The sequence below is a fragment of the Thermococcus paralvinellae genome (genome assembly GCF_000517445.1).
In the GTDB taxonomy this organism is placed as follows: Archaea; Methanobacteriota_B; Thermococci; order Thermococcales; family Thermococcaceae; genus Thermococcus_B; species Thermococcus_B paralvinellae.
Window position 1 is genome coordinate 804252 of the sequence record NZ_CP006965.1, and the last position, 16036, is coordinate 820287.

The 16036-nt window shown below is 41.6% G+C and carries 20 protein-coding genes; 2 read left to right on the forward strand and 18 right to left on the reverse strand.

The annotated features are described in order from the left end of the window. Positions 1-12: 12 nt before the first annotated feature. The 16 genes from TES1_RS04515 to TES1_RS04595 all read right to left on the reverse strand — a co-directional run bounded on the left by TES1_RS04515 (position 13) and on the right by TES1_RS04595 (position 11414). The gene (locus TES1_RS04515) at positions 13-201 is read right to left on the reverse strand and encodes a hypothetical protein (protein WP_227738514.1); all 189 of its coding nucleotides are present in this window, start codon (positions 199-201) and stop codon (positions 13-15) included. 214 nt (positions 202-415) lie between these two features. After that, positions 416-802: a hypothetical protein gene (locus TES1_RS04520; RefSeq protein ID WP_051408175.1), complete on the reverse strand. Its 387-nt coding sequence runs from the start codon at positions 800-802 to the stop codon at positions 416-418. An 88-nt stretch (positions 803-890) separates the two neighbouring features. After that, a complete protein-coding gene (gene nuoI, locus TES1_RS04525) occupies positions 891-1574 on the reverse strand; it encodes an NADH-quinone oxidoreductase subunit NuoI (RefSeq protein WP_042680622.1) in 684 nt (227 codons plus the stop codon). Positions 1575-1579: 5 nt separating this feature from the next. After that, the gene (locus TES1_RS04530) at positions 1580-2755 is read right to left on the reverse strand and encodes an NADH-quinone oxidoreductase subunit D (RefSeq protein ID WP_042680624.1); all 1176 of its coding nucleotides are present in this window, start codon (positions 2753-2755) and stop codon (positions 1580-1582) included. 10 nt (positions 2756-2765) lie between these two features. After that, positions 2766-3299 carry an NADH-quinone oxidoreductase subunit C gene (locus TES1_RS04535; RefSeq protein WP_042682714.1) on the reverse strand — a complete coding sequence of 178 codons (534 nt, stop codon included), beginning with the start codon at positions 3297-3299 and terminating at the stop codon, positions 2766-2768. A 5-nt stretch (positions 3300-3304) separates the two neighbouring features. Continuing rightward, the gene (locus TES1_RS04540) at positions 3305-3880 is read right to left on the reverse strand and encodes a NuoB/complex I 20 kDa subunit family protein (RefSeq protein ID WP_042680625.1); all 576 of its coding nucleotides are present in this window, start codon (positions 3878-3880) and stop codon (positions 3305-3307) included. 10 nt (positions 3881-3890) lie between these two features. Further along, entirely contained in the window at positions 3891-4820 is a 930-nt protein-coding gene (locus TES1_RS04545; protein WP_042680626.1) for a respiratory chain complex I subunit 1 family protein, read from the reverse strand. 3 nt (positions 4821-4823) lie between these two features. Next, positions 4824-6686 (reverse strand): proton-conducting transporter transmembrane domain-containing protein, encoded by a 1863-nt coding sequence (locus tag TES1_RS04550; protein WP_227738515.1) that lies wholly within the window; start codon positions 6684-6686, stop codon positions 4824-4826. Next, positions 6683-8170, reverse strand: coding sequence for a proton-conducting transporter transmembrane domain-containing protein (locus TES1_RS04555; protein ID WP_042680627.1), 1488 nt, complete (start codon positions 8168-8170; stop codon positions 6683-6685). Before TES1_RS04555 ends, TES1_RS04550 begins: the two co-directional genes overlap by 4 nt. Further along, complete coding sequence (locus tag TES1_RS04560; protein ID WP_042680629.1) at positions 8167-8511, reverse strand: NADH-quinone oxidoreductase subunit K; 345 nt, start codon at positions 8509-8511, stop codon at positions 8167-8169. Before TES1_RS04560 ends, TES1_RS04555 begins: the two co-directional genes overlap by 4 nt. After that, positions 8508-9221, reverse strand: coding sequence for a Na(+)/H(+) antiporter subunit B (locus TES1_RS04565; RefSeq protein WP_042680631.1), 714 nt, complete (start codon positions 9219-9221; stop codon positions 8508-8510). Before TES1_RS04565 ends, TES1_RS04560 begins: the two co-directional genes overlap by 4 nt. Next, a complete protein-coding gene (locus TES1_RS04570; protein WP_042682717.1) occupies positions 9215-9496 on the reverse strand; it encodes a DUF4040 domain-containing protein in 282 nt (93 codons plus the stop codon). Before TES1_RS04570 ends, TES1_RS04565 begins: the two co-directional genes overlap by 7 nt. After that, positions 9496-9888 carry a monovalent cation/H(+) antiporter subunit G gene (gene mnhG / locus TES1_RS04575; protein ID WP_042680633.1) on the reverse strand — a complete coding sequence of 131 codons (393 nt, stop codon included), beginning with the start codon at positions 9886-9888 and terminating at the stop codon, positions 9496-9498. Before mnhG ends, TES1_RS04570 begins: the two co-directional genes overlap by 1 nt. After that, a complete protein-coding gene (locus TES1_RS04580; protein ID WP_042680635.1) occupies positions 9885-10139 on the reverse strand; it encodes a monovalent cation/H+ antiporter complex subunit F in 255 nt (84 codons plus the stop codon). Before TES1_RS04580 ends, mnhG begins: the two co-directional genes overlap by 4 nt. Further along, a complete protein-coding gene (locus TES1_RS04585; RefSeq protein ID WP_042680637.1) occupies positions 10136-10642 on the reverse strand; it encodes a Na+/H+ antiporter subunit E in 507 nt (168 codons plus the stop codon). Before TES1_RS04585 ends, TES1_RS04580 begins: the two co-directional genes overlap by 4 nt. A 271-nt stretch (positions 10643-10913) precedes the next feature. Next, positions 10914-11414: an ACT domain-containing protein gene (locus tag TES1_RS04595; RefSeq protein ID WP_042680641.1), complete on the reverse strand. Its 501-nt coding sequence runs from the start codon at positions 11412-11414 to the stop codon at positions 10914-10916. A 154-nt stretch (positions 11415-11568) separates the two neighbouring features. On the opposite strand from TES1_RS04595, the gene TES1_RS04600 reads away from it, so the two are divergent. Together TES1_RS04600 and TES1_RS04605 are read left to right on the forward strand one after the other, a co-directional pair. Beyond that, positions 11569-12828 carry a radical SAM protein gene (locus TES1_RS04600; RefSeq protein ID WP_042680644.1) on the forward strand — a complete coding sequence of 420 codons (1260 nt, stop codon included), beginning with the start codon at positions 11569-11571 and terminating at the stop codon, positions 12826-12828. 71 nt (positions 12829-12899) lie between these two features. Beyond that, a complete protein-coding gene (locus tag TES1_RS04605; protein WP_042680645.1) occupies positions 12900-13472 on the forward strand; it encodes a hypothetical protein in 573 nt (190 codons plus the stop codon). Positions 13473-13617: 145 nt separating this feature from the next. On the opposite strand, the gene wecB is transcribed toward TES1_RS04605, so the two are convergent. Both wecB and TES1_RS04615 read right to left on the reverse strand, forming a co-directional pair. Beyond that, positions 13618-14751, reverse strand: coding sequence for a non-hydrolyzing UDP-N-acetylglucosamine 2-epimerase (gene wecB / locus TES1_RS04610; protein WP_042680647.1), 1134 nt, complete (start codon positions 14749-14751; stop codon positions 13618-13620). Further along, complete coding sequence (locus TES1_RS04615) at positions 14748-16034, reverse strand: UDP-N-acetyl-D-mannosamine dehydrogenase (protein ID WP_042680649.1); 1287 nt, start codon at positions 16032-16034, stop codon at positions 14748-14750. Before TES1_RS04615 ends, wecB begins: the two co-directional genes overlap by 4 nt. Between the last annotated feature and the right edge of the window lie 2 nt (positions 16035-16036).

Below are 16036 nucleotides of genomic sequence, written 5' to 3' on the forward strand. Positions count from 1 at the left end.
TCTCCAAAGCCTTTATGAACTCGTCCAAGCTCTCCGTGGATATTTCTTTTCTCTTATCCTAACGTTAATCCTCCCACAGGCGTATTTAGCGCATAGGCCAATGCACTTAATGACTTCAACTCTGTAGTTCTTTGATTCTAAAGTTGCTCTAATTTCATCCAGATACTCCCCAGCACAATATTCACAGACTTCAGCTTTCATAGATATCGCTAATTAATAAAAATTCCATCGTGCTTATAGATCTCATTTTTGACAAAATGAATAGTCCATACCTCTTGAAGTTATCAGAATTAGAAATCTTTGGCTCAAAGTTAAGGAGCCTGAGCAGTTTGAGATAATTACAAAAAAGAGTTAGAACTAGATGTATGAGGAAGTCCTAAGAAGCAGATAGAGAGAATGATAACCAAAAACAAAATTAAGTTGTTAATCCAAAGTATTCATCAACATTTATTTTCTTTCGTGGTTCCACACTAATAGGCATTTTTGAAAAGGCAATAATTTGATAAATCCTAGCCAACAGCCATAGTATTGCGCCAATTAGGATTATTAAAAGCCACACCCCCATCCACAACCAGTCAGCAACATTCTTAAATTCCTCTGTTCTTGTAATCCAGTACATCTCCATCCAGACCTCTTTCTCAAAATAAATAGCTAAGAACAGTAGTGCATAAACCCCAAGGAGTACCAAGAGTAGAACAAGTTTTGAGTCAGTTTTATCTAGGATTATTATCCCAAATCCTCCGATTAGCATTAAAATAGAACTCCACATTCTTTGATCTTTTTCACCGTGTACATTCACCAATTATACCACCATAGTATGTAACAAATTAACTTTTAAAAGTTTTTTGTAATGTGCAAAAAACCAAGTAGAAAAGAGCAAGAAAAGAAAATCATGAAGAGTTTTCTTCACTCTTTTGCCCTTTTTTCTCCTCAGGTTTCTTCACTTTCTTTGCTTCTTCTGCTTTTGGAGCTGCTGGTTTAGGCTTAGCTGCTGCCGGCGGTCTAACTCCATAGCCAAGAATCTTAAACTTGAACACATCGCCATCTCTGAGGTAGTATGTTACTTCTTTCGTCTCCTTGTTGAATTCAATCTTTCCAACGGGGAACCTATAATCTGGGAACTTTTCGTTGATCTCTCTGAGTTTGTCTGGATGTATTGGAACCCAGTCAAAGAGCTCAAGCTCTTCATCTTTCCACTCAGTTGTCAGCATGAAGTTCTCAACAAATCCAAGTGCACCTGTTGGACATACATCCACACAAAACTCACAGAATGTACATCTTCCATAGTCAATCTTTGGATGCGGTCTCTTCTCGACTTTGCCATCAACCTCAATCCACGTCATCTCAATTGCCCTTGCCGGACATATCTGACCGCAGAAGTTACAGCCAATGCACTTCTTCCAGTCGAGTGAGTGGAATCCCCTATAATTTTTAGCGATTTGAGTCTTTTCATAGGGTATCTTAATCGTCACAGGCTTCTTGAAGAGATACTTTAGCCCAAGCCAAGGCTTAATGTATGAAGGTCTTTTCTTAATCTTACTCTCAGGTGCAACCTTAAAATCGATCTCCTCCATTTTCATCACCTATCAATGTCAGGTGGACAGTTATCAAGGCTCATTAGAATGACTGGCACATCCGCTATTCTCGCTCCAACTAATAACTGCTCAAGGACTCTGATACCGTGGGCAATGCTTGGACCCCTTATCTGCACTCTGTAAGGCTTGTTTCCTCCAGTGCTGACTACATAGGCACCAAAGTCACCTTTTGTTGATTCCACATGAGCAAAAGCATCTCCAGCTGGTACCTTGAACCTTGGTAAATTCTTTAGCCTTGGATCTTGGACTTTGTATGGCCCACTAGGTGGCCCCATTTCAAGAAGCTGCTCTAATATGTATAAATCCTGCTCAAGCTCGTATCTTCTGATTAATGCTCTTGCTAGTGCATCTCCTTCTTTCAATACTGGAACTTCAAAGTCAAGCTCTGGATAAAGTAGATATGGATCCATTCTTCTCACATCATATGGAACTCCCGTTGCTCTCAAGTTCGGTCCAGTTACACCTTCAGCTAGGGCAAACTTCTTGTCCATAACACCTATTCCTTCCATTCTCCTGTGTGTAATGTAGTTTTCAAACACAAGATTATCAAAGTCAGGAAGCTTGCTCTTAATGTACTCTACTGTATCCTTCAGCTGGCGGAGCCACTTGTCTCCAGGAATGTCTCTTCTAACGCCTCCCGGAATTGTGTAGATGTGATAAACTCTCGCACCGGTTAACTCCTCAAAGAGCGCCATAAATCTCTCTCTATAAGCTGCTGCCCACTGACCAGCTGTGTAAACACCTAACTTAAAGCTGAGACCCATAATCCAGAAGAGATATGCAGAAACCCTTGCCATCTCCAAAACAGTTGTTCTAATCCACTGTGCCCTCTCTGGAACTTCCCAGCCCATCAATTCGTCAACAGCCATCGAGTATATCATCTCTGGAACATCAGGTTCTGGAACACAAATTCTCAAGAGCAGAGCAATGTTTGTGTACCAAGGCCTAAGCTCCGCTAGCTTTTCAAATCCTCTGTGCAAAAATCCAGGATTAGCTATTGCCTTAACAACCCTGTGTCCATCCATTTTGAGAATTATGCTGAAGTTCTCGGTAGCCATGTGCTGCGGACCGAAGAACAACTCATAAGTATCTTTATCGAGAGGTAAAAGCTCCATGCCATTTTCTCTCGCTTCTTTAATAAGTTCGCTTTGTGAGACCATTTCTCTCACCTCAAATCACGTAATTATCTTTGTTCTCATCAAATCTGTCCAAAATCTTGTACTTCCTTTTCACATAGGCAAGCATGTCAAAGTCCTTCCTGTGTGGGAACAGTCCTTGCTCTGCATCATCGAGAATCCATGGCATCTCCATCTTTTCATTGCCCTCAAAGTAGACTCCATAGAAGTCATGGGCATCTCTCTCATAGGTTTCTGCAACTGGGTAAATATCCTTGACAGTTGGCATCCTTGCCTTATCTAAATCCCTTGGAATCCTCGTTCTAACCATTGCGTGAGTTCTGTGGGTTATGCTCCACATTTGGTAAATCAGCTCATATTCTCCCTCCTTAAGCCAGTCAACCACCGTTATCTGCAGCATGAGCTCGAAGTTGTTCTCTTTGAGGGTCATCAGGAAGTCTCTTATTCTATCCGCTGGAACTTTGAACTCAATCCTCCTTTCTCTTCTGACTTTTCCTTCAGCATAAGGGGCTTTTTCTAGTATTTTCTGAACAATAGCTTGTTCTCTCTCCCACTTGACCTCTGTCATTTCCTTCACTCCTCCTTTTTCTTCTTGTCCATTAACCATGGAATCCACCTCCTCGCTTCTCTCTCACGCCATCCTTCTCCAAACAGCTCGTCTTGGTTCTTCTTGTACCATTCATAGTTCTCTTTGTATCTCTTCCAGCCATCAGCAGTTCCGTTCTCAATCATTTCCATGATTTTCTTAATTCCATCCATCACAGCCTCTGGTCTTGGCATACATCCAGCTATGGCAACGTCAACCGGAATATATCTGTCAAGATGCTTGATTGCATTGTATGCATCCCAGTAGATTCCACCGTTGAGCGGACATGAGCCGTGGGCTAACACGTATTTGGGATCTGGCTGCATCTCGTAGGTTATGATAATCCTTTTGAGGGTCTTTGGAGTAACGTAACCAGTAATTAAGAATAGATCAGCCATTCTCGGGGCTGGATTTGGCATCATACCGAATCTTTCGAGGTCATATCTTGATGTCATGAGCGGCGGCATTTCTATTCCACCGCATCCTGTACAGAATGAAACAATCCAAAGGCTTCTCTTTCTCGCAAATTCAAAGAGAGGTTCAAATAAACGCCAATCTACCATTTCAACCACCTCACAGAGCTGCTAATATAGCACCTGCAGCTGCTAATATCGTTGGCCACTTCCAGTAAAACCTTGCAGCTTGATCAATTGTAAATCTTGGAAATATTGCTCCAACGAAGATTGCAATCATCAGCACTGCAATTTGCTTAACTAGGAGTATAGCTAAGCTTGCTATTGTGTTGAGGATTGGGCTGGTAAATGCAGTGACGACTGCTCCTCCAAGGAATATGTTTGCAAAGAATAATGTCTCAGCGAAGAGTGCTATAGCGTGCTGTATCTGAAGGATTCCCATGTGCTTTCCGCCGAACTCAACCATTGGACCCAATGAGATTTCACCCGGGGCAATCATGATGTCAAATGGCTCCTTACCAAACATTGCCTGCAAAACGAGATCGTAAGCTATTGCCACTAGGAGTAAGGGCATATGAGTTATGCTCCATCCCATTGTCTGCTGGGCCATAACTATCTCATATGTACTGAATGTTCCGTAAAATTCTGCCAGAGCAACTATTGCAAATCCTAACGGCACTTGAATAGCCAGCAAAGTAAGTAAAGCTCTTTGGGCACCTAAGCCAGCCCATGGGTTTCCTGAGCTCATTGCTGCAAACATGATACCAAGCATTGGGATTTCAAGTAGGAAAGTGATTAATATTAAGTCACCATATGCCCTCAGTATGCTGACTCCACCGATAGGTATGAACATCAGAGCAAGGATTGTTGCTCCTAATGCATAGATAATTCCAAAGTCGTAGATAAGTCCGTGAGTTATGTTGCTCTTCTTTGAGAGCAGTTTAATCGTATCAAGGATAGGCTGGTAAATCGGTGGTCCAACTCTTCTGTGAATTCTCGCAGTTACAATCCTGATTATTCCCATGAACATGAAGCCTACGAAGACCGCATAAAGTAAAATTAGGAAAGCTCTAACGGCAGTCATCAACATTCTTCACACCCCCCAAAGTGCAAGGATTAACAAGATTATCGCCAGATACCAAGCGTAGGCTTGAACATTTCCGTTGTAAATGTAATGCCTCAAGGTTTCTGCTAAGTCCTCAACCCAGCTTCCAATGTCTTGATAGAGCCTGTCAAAGCTTATCCTGAGCCAGAAAGCCAATGCCTCCTTGAGCGGAAGGAAGAAGTTTCTTCTGATTGTTAAGTTGTACTCCATTGTCACTGGGTTACCTGCTTGGTAAGTGTCTGTAACTGGAACTTTTCTGACCTTTGCTCCAAGGAAGTAAATTATCGCTGCAATTACCAAGCCAACTACAAGCCAGATTGTGAGGAGTAAAGCATTGTATCTTCCGAAACCGAGGTTGAGCTCATATATTGTTCCCTTAATAACTTCCTGACCAAATATCTTGTTGATCTCCTTGGCGACTAATCCCGGTGCAATTCCAAAGACAACATTGAGCAATGCCAATATTCCCATAGCTATTGCAAGCGGAAGTGGTGCATCCTTTGTATCATCTAAGTCTGTAGGTCTTTGACCGAACCACACTGCATAAGTAAACCTGATAAGGTAAACGAAACCTATTGCACTACCAAAGAAGACCATGCCACCAAGGATTGGCATATTCTCGTGAATTACTGCTTCAAAGAGCAGCCACTTGCTTGCAAATCCAACCAGTGGCGGTATTCCAGCCAAGCTGAGGATTGCAACGAAGGCCATTGCAAATGTTATCGGCATCTTCTCAGCCAAGCCTCCCATATCTTTGAACTCTGTCTTTCCGGTGCGGTAGATTATTGTTGCTACTATGAGGAAGAACAGTCCCTTGAAGAGTGCGTGGCTTATTGCGTGGTAAATTGCAGCTTCAATGCTCAACGCTGTTCCGACGCCTATACCAATGAGAATGTACCCTATTTGGCTTATACTTGAATAAGCAAAAAGCTTCCTTATGTCCTCTTGTAAAGCAGCTAAGAGACCACCAACGATTATAGTGAGACCTCCAAGGATAGCAATTATGTAGCCGAACTTTGGAGCCGCACCGAATTTTCCAAACTCATACATGAGTCTAGTGCCTAGTAGAATGTAAATTACTAGCATACCATAAACTCCCGCTTTGCTCAAAACACCGCTGAACATTGCCGTATAGCTCTGATTGGTTTCGCTGTATGCATCCGGTGCCCACACGTGAAGTGGGAACATTCCGGCTTTGACACCAAATGCTATTAGGAACAATCCAAAGACTAATATTATTTCATTTCTGCTGAAGAGTGTATCAGTTCCAAAGGCTCCTCTCATAGCATCTTGATAAAGTACCTGTTGAATTGTAGCGAAGTCTAAGGCTCCAACCTTTGCATAGATGATTCCTATTGCTATGAGCATTGCGTAAGCTCCAAAGACGCTGAGCAGGAAGTATTTGAGAGATGCTTTTCTGTTGTATTTGAGCACCATCATAAATGAGGCAAATGTCATCACTTCCCAGAAGATGAAGAATCCTGCCAGGTCATCTGCTAAGAACACTCCAAGTACTCCTGTTAAGCTCATCAAAGCAAATAGCCACTCATAGCTGTCCTTCGCTGTTGATACCATTCCCAGTACTGCTGCAAAGCCTACAACTCCAGCAATCATTGCAAATATCCAGTTGATTTGATAGAGAAGGAACTCAAACTTAAAGCCTGCAAGGGTTATTGAATACTGAATACTCGGCTGTGTGCTGAGAGCTTGATAAGCCTGAATAAGATAAGCCAAAGGAATTGCAGCACCAATTACTCCTATGGCCTCTCTAATACCCTTGATGTCAATCAACCAAGCTAGCACTCCAGCCAACAATGGTGCAAAAATTATTATGAGGAGTTCGTTAATCATGGGCTCACCCCCAGAAGTGGGACATTTTTAACATAGTTCGCTACATTGTACAAGTCTGTAGCAGCTTTCTGGATGATGTTCCAGATGGTTTCTGGATAAATACCTATGATTATTATTAAGGCAACCAGTAGGAGCATTATTATGCTCAATACTAGATTTTCCTCGATCTTCTCTCCTCCTCCTTCAAACCATATTGTGTGAATCAGCCTGAAGTAATAAACTGCCTCCACGAGGCTTGCACCAAGGATTAATGCCACTATCCCTGTTTTTCCTACTTGGAGGGCTGCAAGTAAAAGCCTAAATTTGCTCCAGAAGATGTTGAACAGTGGGATTCCTATGACACTTATTGCCCCAACTGTGATGGCAAAAGCAGTGAGTGGCATTCTCTTTCCTAATCCCTTGAAGTTCTCTATGTGTGGGCTTCCGAATGTTACTGCAACATAGCCAACAGCTAGGAACATCAGAGCTTTAACTATTGCATGATTAACCATGTGGAACACAGCGGCATCAACGGCTTGAGGTGTTGAAACTCCAAAACCGACAGCGATAAGGCCAATCTGGGCTATACTTGAATAGGCGAGCATTCTCTTAACGTTTGTCTGTCTTAATGCAGAAAGCTCACCTATGATAACGGTAAGCGTACCAAGGATTAGAATTAAGTTAAGTATTCCCATGAATGCTGGAGTGTCTTTGAAGAGGTAAACAATTCTAACCATTGCATACAGGCCAGCTTTAACGACAAAGGCTGAGAACATCACTGTTACTGAATGAGGCGATGCCTGATATGCATCTGGTGCCCAAGCGTTAAGTGGGAAAAGCTCAGCTTCTACCGCTAAGCCAAAGACGAGTAATGCTAATGCTGCTTGAGCCACTGTTGGATTCATCTTTGAGGCGAGCATAGCAATTTGGGCCAAGTTGAGTGTTCCAAGGCTTCCATAGAGCAATGCCACACCAACTAAGAAGAAGCTTGAACCAATCCCACCTAAGATAATGTACTTCATTGCTGCTTCACTTGCCTCTCCAGTCTTGTTGTAGCCTGTCAAAGCGTAGGCGCTGATTGCTGTGATTTCCATGAAGACAAAGAGGTTGAATATATCCCCCGTTGCAATCATTCCGGTGGCACCAAGCATTAAGAGGAGGAACAGCATTGCGTATTTGTCAATTGGCTCAACGTTAATTGCCTTCATGCTGAACACTGCCATGAAAAAGCTTACTATTGCGATGATCAGCACAAACAGTGCTGCAAAGTGTCCAATGTAGAGGTTTATTCCAACTGGTGGCTGAAATCCACCAGCAAGGACTATTATCGGCTGTCCAGTTGTGTAGACTTCCTTGAAAGCCCAAGCCGCTATACCAGTCTGAATTAGGGTTACTAAGGTCAGATAAGGTAAGATAACCTTTCTACCGGCTCTCTTGATGAGCGGAACGAGGAATGCGCTGAATAAAGGTAGAGCTATGAGGAGTGAAGCATATTGGGGATTCATCCTCTCAACCCCCTAATCTTTTCGATATCCAAAGTCTTGTACTTCTCGTAGAGGTTTATCGCAACAGTTAATGCCAAAGCAGTTGTTGCTACACCAATAACAATTGCCGTAAGAACAAGAGCCTGTGGTATTGGATCAACTGCAGTTTGAGGTGTTGCACCTTCTGTCAAAATAGGCGCAGTTCTGCCACTTACATATCCAACGCTTATTAGGAGCAAGTTCACGCCAGTCTCCATTATGCTGAGTCCTACGAGGATTTTGAGCAGATTTCTCTTTGTGAGGATTGCATAAAGCCCAATCAAGATGAGCGAGATTGCTCCAAAGTAATAGACACTAATCATTGCCCTCCCTCCTTGGGCTCCTTAACCATGTTGTCAACGATTCCAGTAAGCTCAGTTCCAACCTTGAGACCTATTAGCGTGTAGATTATTGGTATGAATCCAGCACTGAAAAGCTTCCCTATGTTGTCATGGCCAAGTTGCCATGTTTGCCATATCCAGTCAAAGAGGAAGTAGCCGCCTATTGCAAGTCCAATAAGGCCAACGATTACATAGCTCATTCCCGCTAAGCCTTCGAGAGGCTCGAAGACCTTGTGCGGAATTTCATACTCTCTGAATGCCAAGTAGAGCATCAGGAATGCAGTGGCAATCGTTGCTCCGCCCGGGAAGCCTCCTCCCGGTGTTAAGTGGCCATGGATGAATATGTAGGCACCAAAGAGCATTATGAATGGCAACAATAACCTTGAACCAGTCTGGAGAACAACGCTACCTTCGCTCTTTGCCGTTCTTTCTCTCTTCTTTCTCCAAAGGAGTGCAGCAACACCAGTTGCTGCTATAAACAGAACAGTGACTTCACCGAGTGTATCGAGACCTCTGTAGTTGACAACAACTGCAGTAACAGCATTTACAGCACCAGTTTGGTCTTTTACATTCTCAAGATAGTACTTCCCTACAAGCATTTTATCAGCACCAAATGGAACTTGAGCCAGTGCATTTGCAAGCCAGTATCCTGTAATTAATATAAGGACGATTGCAAGTGCCCTCTTCACCATCTGACCCACCACCCTGTTCCTTCCTCCTCGCTCTCATATCTCTCAGTCCTCTTTATTGCGAAGATAAACACAGCAGCACTCATTGCTGCGCCAATAGCTGCCTCAACCATGGCAACATCTGGAGCTTGGAGCAGGAAGAAAGCGATTGAAGCAAATAAGCTCACTGCTGCCATTCCAACTACTGCTGCCAATAAATCCCTCCACTCTACTGCGAAGATTGCTGAGATTATCATGAGGATAACAATCAGGTACTCAATACATTGGACACAGTTAATCATTGTTCTCCCTCCTTTGTCTCATCAGAAACTTCCTCTTTGCCCTCTTCTTTTTCCAAATACTCCCTATACTTGTCAACAATGCTGCCTTCCCACAGAGGAATTCCGCTCTTATATGCTGCTCTAATTAATGCATGGGCGCTTATTGGGTTAGTTAACAGCAAGAACACTGCAATCACGAAAGTCTTTGGAAGCCACGCATAGGAACCAACATGTCCAATTGCCCAAATGCCAACTCCTATGATGACACCCAATGAACCAAGTGTAGCGCTCTTAGTTGCAGTCTGCATTCTGTTGTAAACATCGGGCATTCTGATGAGACCGAGAGATGATAGGAAGTAGAATATTGTTCCAAAGAGGACCAAAAACTCTCCAATAATTTCTGAAATCATATTCCTCCCTCCAAGTATCTTGCGAATGCTATAACACCCAAGAAGGCTAGAACTGCATATACCAGTGCAACATCAAGGAATATCGCTCTCTTATAGTAAAGTGCAAACAGAACCATTAGCCCGGTAGTTATTGTAGTCATGATATCAACGGCAACCAGTCTGTCAACTGTTGTCGGCCCTCTAAAAACTCTGTACATGCTGAGGAGTGTTGCTATTGCTATAACCGCAAGATAGATGTTAATCCCTATCATTCGAAAATCACCTTCAGGAATTTTTCAAAAGGTCTTGTTATGTTATCTGAGGCACCTTCAACACTTGCATCCTTAACGTCGATCCAGTGGATAAAATAGCGGTCCCCTTTAACGTCAAGGGTTATTGTACCTGGTGTTAGGGTAATTGAGTTCGCCAAAGCTAACTTTCCTGCATTGTTCTTCAGAACAGTTTTGCACTCAACAATTCCTGGATTTATTGGCCTCTTTGGATGTAAGACCCTATATGCAACATCCAAATTTGCCATAATCATGGCCCATAGGAAGTATGGTATGTATGCTATTGCATAGGCAATTCTTCTTGGGTGAAGATTTGCTAAGCCCCTTTCTGTAAACACTTCATAAGTCAATGCACCAATGATGATAGAGAATAGCAGTCCAATTGTAAGCTCTTGCGGATCTAAGCTGCTGGTTAGGAAAAGCCAAATCACAAAAAGCACAATCACGGTATATAGGTAACGGCTTATCTTGCTTGCCTTCTCCATTACCAACCCTCCAAAGCTTAAACTTGAAACTTTTTACATCTTAACATTTGGTTCAAAATTGATGTTTATAAACTTTATCAAGTGAACTTTTAGTTTTAAACTGAAAGTTAAAAATAGAGGTAGCAAAAATGTCCTTTGCTGTAGCAGAGCATTCTTTAAAGTGCATAGCATATCGTCAATGCTAAAATTATTTTTTGAATTGTAAAGATTTAACAAAGCCACACAGCCACCCAGCAGTTATAACAAAAATTTAAGCAAAGAAGAATCCAAGCTAATAAATTGAGATTCTCTTGACGCCTTCGAGTTTTGAAAGCTCATTAATCAAATCGCCAGGAATTGGTCTCTCCGTAATTATAGTTAGGGTAGCCTCTGGATAAAGCTCCGGATCTTCAGCTACTACTTGAACAATGTTTATCCCTCTCTCTGCAATCTTTCCAGCAATCTTGGCTAGGATTCCAATAGCTCTCGGCTCTGGCTCAATTTCAATAACCCCATAACCAACATGTCTACCAACGAATTTCATGTGAACTGTTGGTTCCAAGTTAGTGTAGATTTCTCTAAGCTCTGGTATTTTAAGAATCATCGCCACTGTCTCTTTAACAACCCTTCTGTCAACGTCCAGTGCCTTTGCTATCTTTGTATATGGGACTTCAATGTTTCCACACTTTATCTTCATGTCATCTGAAACTTTAAGTCCATACTTCAGGAGCGTCTTTGCTATTTGCTTTCTAACAGGATATTCATCAAAATAATGCTCAATCTTTCCCCACATAGGTACCACCTTGAGCAATTCAGTCCAGCATTATACTCTAGACGACAATAATATTAAAATGTTTCCATGTTCACATTTATCACTAAGAATGTACGAATGAGACATTATAAAACTTTACTCAAGATTTTTAAGCCACTACTTATGAATGACAAACATGATCAAAATTAAGTTTTCCTATTCATACTTTGAAGATTTAGGTGAGAGCGTTAGATTAGTCTGGAGAAACACTCTCTATGCAGATTTTGAAAAAAAGCTCCTTGCAAGGGTTATAAAAAAGAAATACCGAGTTAAACCAGAAATTACGGCTCAAGATGGATATCTTCTCATTAACGTTGACAACCCAGATGTTGAGAAGTTCATCACATTTTTCATTCAGAATAATCTTGGAGAGTTTTTGAGAAACAGATACACAAGAAGGAAAGTGATTTATATTCATGAAGGCATGAGTGTTCCCTTATTGGGGTACAACGCCTTTGGTCTGATTGATAGAGGCACAAACCTAATTCAAGTAAGGGGCTCAAGTGGATGCAATCTTTCATGCGTTTTCTGCTCAGTTGATGAAGGGCCGTATTCGAGAACTAGAAAGCTTGACTATGTTGTTGATATAGACTATTTAATGAAATGGTTTGATGAAGTTGCAAGATTTAAAGGCAAAGGGCTTGAGGCACACTTGGATGGGCAAGGTGAACCATTGCTTTATCCATTCATAGTAGAGCTTGTGCAGGCACTGAAGGAACACCCGAATGTTGATGTTGTATCAATGCAGAGCAATGGTATGCTTTTGAATGACAAGCTAATTGAAGAACTCGCTGAGGCTGGGCTTGACAGAGTTAACTTATCAGTTCATTCACTCGACCCTGAAAAAGCAAAGATGCTCATGGGCATGAAAGATTATGACCTAAACCATGTTCTAGAGATGGCAGAAGCTTTGGTAAATGCTGGGATTGACGTCCTTCTTGCTCCAGTAATTATCTTTGGAGTGAATGACAATGAGGCTGAAGCATTCATAGAGTTTGCAAGGAGGATTGGTGCTGGAAAAAGGTGGCCAGCATTGGGCTTCCAGAACTACATGCCATATAAGTTTGGTAGAAACCCGGCTATAGCTAAACTTGTGCCGTTTAAGCGTTTTTATGAATGGCTGAGAGAGCTTGAGAAAAAGACAGGGATGAAGCCCCTCGTCTTAAGACCAGAGCACTTTGGGATGCATAAGAGAAAATTTATCCCATTAGCCTTTAAGACTGGAGAGATAGTGAAAGCCGAGATTGTTTTGCCTGGAAGAATTGAAGGTGAGATGCTCGGAGTTGCGAGGAACAGGCTGATTGAGATAATCAACACCAATGCCAAGGTTGGAGATAAAGTAAAAGTAAAAATTGTGAGGACGAGGCATGGAATTTATGTGGCAACTCCAGTTTAACTATTTATGTATTAAAGATAATAACTTCGAAAAGTTTAAATTTTTAGCTGAGAATTTTTGTAGGGTGGGTTATGAAAAAAAGTACACTTGTAGTCGTCAGCTTTCTGTTTGTAGCACTCATATTCTTTGCAGGAAACTTCGTCTTTGTCAAGTCTCACTCAACTTCGAATGCTGCAACCGGTATTGCAAAAGCAGGAAATATTTCCACCTTTAAAGATGGCTTCTGTGTTTATCCAGACTCCTATTTTAGAAAGCTTGTGGCAGAAGAACTCAGAAATGAAGGACATAAAGTGAAACTGCTAGAGGAACCAAAAGAATGTGATGGACAGTTTCTAGCAGTATGGATTGAAGAGATTAACTTAACGTATACCCCTATTAAATCATCAGGAGCAGTTAGAGTTATTGCCATCTACTCTAGCATTGGAAGGCCCAAGCATTATTTGGAATACATAAACTCCGAGAACAAGACCGCAGCACTAAAAAGCTTCGTAGGTGATGTTAACGGTGAAGTTCAGGCATACACAATAATTACAGTTAGAGACTCTTCATGGGGCATTATGAGCCTTAGAGGATATCAAGATTATCTCCTCAAGCTTGCAGCTAGAGAAATTGTAAAAGCAATTGATAAAATAAGCCAGAGATAAAATGGTCCCGCATTAGATAAAATGCTATTGGAGCCTCAAAAGAAGTTTAAGAAAATAAAGTGAAATATCCTGAGACAATAAAATCGGAGTAGCATATTGGAAAACATAAGGATAGCTAGGGAAGACGTAGAGAGTAAATGAAAAGCTAAATAAACCTCGAGCTCTTAACTCTCAGTTCTCCTTTTTCATAAAGTTCAAGTAAAATCTTCACAATTCTTTCTCCTGCTTTTCCATCTCCAAAGGGATTCTCTGCAGATGCCATTTTTTTGTAGAAGTCCTTATCATTCAAAAGCTTGTTAACATAATGCAGTGCTCTATCTTTCTCAAGTCCGACTAAAATATTGCCACCAGCTTTAACTGTCTCTGGCCTCTCAGTATTGTAGCGCAAAGTTAAGCATGGAACATTGAGAATTATGCTTTCCTCCTGCACTCCGCCAGAATCAGTCATTACAATCTTGGCATTCTTCTGCAACTTTAAAAAGTCAAGGTATCCCAGGGGCTGTGTGACAATGAGGTTTTCAATTTTCTTAACTCTCTCCCACAGCCCAAACGCTTTAAGTCTGTTTCTCGTTCTCGGATGTATTGGATAGATAGCCTTTATTGGGAGGGCTTCAAGAATCTCAACTAATTTTTCAAGATTTTTTTTACTGTCGGTGTTTTCTGCTCTGTGAGCTGTTATAAGGATATATTCTTTAGGCTTCAGCCCAAGTTTTTCAAGAATTCTGCTTTTCCGCTCAGCTATCTCTGAGTTTTGCAAAACTGCATCAACTATAGTATTTCCAACAACATAGACACCTTCTCTAATCCCTTCATTCTCCAAATTTTTCTTAGCCTCTTCTGTTGGGGCGAAGAGAACTTCACTTGCATGGTCTGCTAAAATTCTGTTTATTTCTTCGGGCATTGTTCTGTCAAAGCTCCTTAGTCCAGCCTCAACATGAGCAATGGGGATTTTGAGCTTAACACTAGCCAAAGCTCCAGCCAAAACGGTATTCGTATCTCCCTGAACAAGCGTAACGTCGGGCTTCTCTTTCATCAAAACCTTCTCAATCTTAATCATAGCGATTCCGGTTTGTTCCGCTTGAGTTCCAGAGCCAACTTCAAGGTGATAGTCAATGCTGTCAAGCTCAAGTTCCTCTAAGAAAATGCGGCTCATCTCGTAGTCATAATGCTGTCCAGTATGAATTAAGAGAGGTTTAACCCCTCTTTTTTCAAATGCTCTAATAACCGGAGCAAGCTTTATAATCTCAGGTCGTGTTCCAAAGACAAAGGCTGGCTTCAATACTCGCCCCTCCCAATGCCCCTAAATATGAAACCCTTAGGAGGTTTGTCTATTATATGCCTGCCATCTACTATAATTTTATTTCTCATCAGTTTTCCCAGTTCTTCCCAGTTGAGTCCCGTAAACTGTGAATGATCAGTTGCAATTACAATTGCATCAGAATCTTTTACTGCTTCCTCAAGGGTTTTATGCGTCCCATTAACATATGGGTCATAAGAACGAACCTCTTTAACGTCATCTTGGATGACCTCAATAAACACATAGGCTGGCGAATTCCGTGTGTCATCAGAGTTTCCTTTGTATGCCAAGCCAAGAACTGTCACAACAGCTTCCTCTGGAGGCAGGTTTATCATCTTGAATGCCTCAAATAGCAAGTCCTTTGCCATCAAAGGCATGCTCTCATTGATTTCTCTCGCTTTCTTAATTAACCCAAAGTCTTCTTTTGCCGAACTGAGCAACAAATAGGGATCTTTTGGTAAACAGTGGCCTCCAACTCCTATTCCGGGAATGTGGATTTTAACCCTTGGATGTGTGTTTGCCAGCTCAATTGCCTCAAAGATGTTGATCTTATACTGGTGAGCTAAAAAGGCGAATTCATTTGCTAATGCAATGTTGACATCTCTGAACGTGTTCTCCATGAGCTTTACCATCTCACTTGTGGTAGAATCTGTTTTGAAAATCTGTCCTTTAACAAAGGCTCTATACAAAATTTCAGCCAAGTCAGCGCTCTCTTTGGTTATTCCACCAAGAATTCTTGAATTATAAACAAGCTCCTTGAAAATTCTTCCCGGCATTACTCTTTCTGGAGCGTGAACCATGTAAAAATCTTTGCCGGCTTTAAATCCAGTGAGGCTCTCAATTAATTCTGCCATTCTTACAGTGGTCAAGGGAGGAACAGTGCTCTCAATTATCACCAAGGAACCTTTTTTCATGGATTTTGCTACAGTTTTTACTGCACTTTCGAGATACTCTAAGTTAGGTGTCTTATCCTCTTTGAGCGGAGTTTGGACACAAATTATGTAGATGTCCTTATTCTTAATATCCTCCGGGTTTGACGTGGCTCTAAGTTTGCCATTTTTCAGAGCTTTTAGGAGTAGCTCATTTATTTCCGGCTCAACTATATGAGCGTTCCCAGAGTTAAGTTTTTCTACAACTTCTCTCCTGATTTCATATCCAGTTACATTAAATCCAGAGTTAGCAAACATTATAGCAGTTGGAAGGCCAATGTATCCCAACCCAATTACAGCAATCTCTGCCTGTCTGTTTTCTATCTTCTCCCTCATTT

Excerpts from the sequence above, each read along its gene's own strand:
- TES1_RS04565 (WP_042680631.1), bottom strand. The coding sequence starts at position 9,221 with ATGGTGAAGAGGGCACTTGCAATCGTCCTTATATTAATTACAGGATAC.
- TES1_RS04560 (WP_042680629.1), bottom strand. The coding sequence starts at position 8,511 with ATGATTAGTGTCTATTACTTTGGAGCAATCTCGCTCATCTTGATTGGG.
- TES1_RS04615 (WP_042680649.1), bottom strand. The coding sequence starts at position 16,034 with ATGAGGGAGAAGATAGAAAACAGACAGGCAGAGATTGCTGTAATTGGG.
- mnhG (WP_042680633.1), bottom strand. The coding sequence starts at position 9,888 with ATGATTTCAGAAATTATTGGAGAGTTTTTGGTCCTCTTTGGAACAATA.
- TES1_RS04545 (WP_042680626.1), bottom strand. The coding sequence starts at position 4,820 with ATGTTGATGACTGCCGTTAGAGCTTTCCTAATTTTACTTTATGCGGTC.
- TES1_RS04595 (WP_042680641.1), bottom strand. The coding sequence starts at position 11,414 with ATGTGGGGAAAGATTGAGCATTATTTTGATGAATATCCTGTTAGAAAG.
- TES1_RS04550 (WP_227738515.1), bottom strand. The coding sequence starts at position 6,686 with ATGATTAACGAACTCCTCATAATAATTTTTGCACCATTGTTGGCTGGA.
- TES1_RS04555 (WP_042680627.1), bottom strand. The coding sequence starts at position 8,170 with ATGAATCCCCAATATGCTTCACTCCTCATAGCTCTACCTTTATTCAGC.
- TES1_RS04530 (WP_042680624.1), bottom strand. The coding sequence starts at position 2,755 with ATGGTCTCACAAAGCGAACTTATTAAAGAAGCGAGAGAAAATGGCATG.
- TES1_RS04515 (WP_227738514.1), bottom strand. The coding sequence starts at position 201 with ATGAAAGCTGAAGTCTGTGAATATTGTGCTGGGGAGTATCTGGATGAA.
- TES1_RS04580 (WP_042680635.1), bottom strand. The coding sequence starts at position 10,139 with ATGATAGGGATTAACATCTATCTTGCGGTTATAGCAATAGCAACACTC.
- nuoI (WP_042680622.1), bottom strand. The coding sequence starts at position 1,574 with ATGGAGGAGATCGATTTTAAGGTTGCACCTGAGAGTAAGATTAAGAAA.
- TES1_RS04540 (WP_042680625.1), bottom strand. The coding sequence starts at position 3,880 with ATGGTAGATTGGCGTTTATTTGAACCTCTCTTTGAATTTGCGAGAAAG.
- TES1_RS04535 (WP_042682714.1), bottom strand. The coding sequence starts at position 3,299 with ATGACAGAGGTCAAGTGGGAGAGAGAACAAGCTATTGTTCAGAAAATA.
- TES1_RS04605 (WP_042680645.1), top strand. The coding sequence starts at position 12,900 with ATGAAAAAAAGTACACTTGTAGTCGTCAGCTTTCTGTTTGTAGCACTC.
- TES1_RS04585 (WP_042680637.1), bottom strand. The coding sequence starts at position 10,642 with ATGGAGAAGGCAAGCAAGATAAGCCGTTACCTATATACCGTGATTGTG.
- TES1_RS04600 (WP_042680644.1), top strand. The coding sequence starts at position 11,569 with ATGATCAAAATTAAGTTTTCCTATTCATACTTTGAAGATTTAGGTGAG.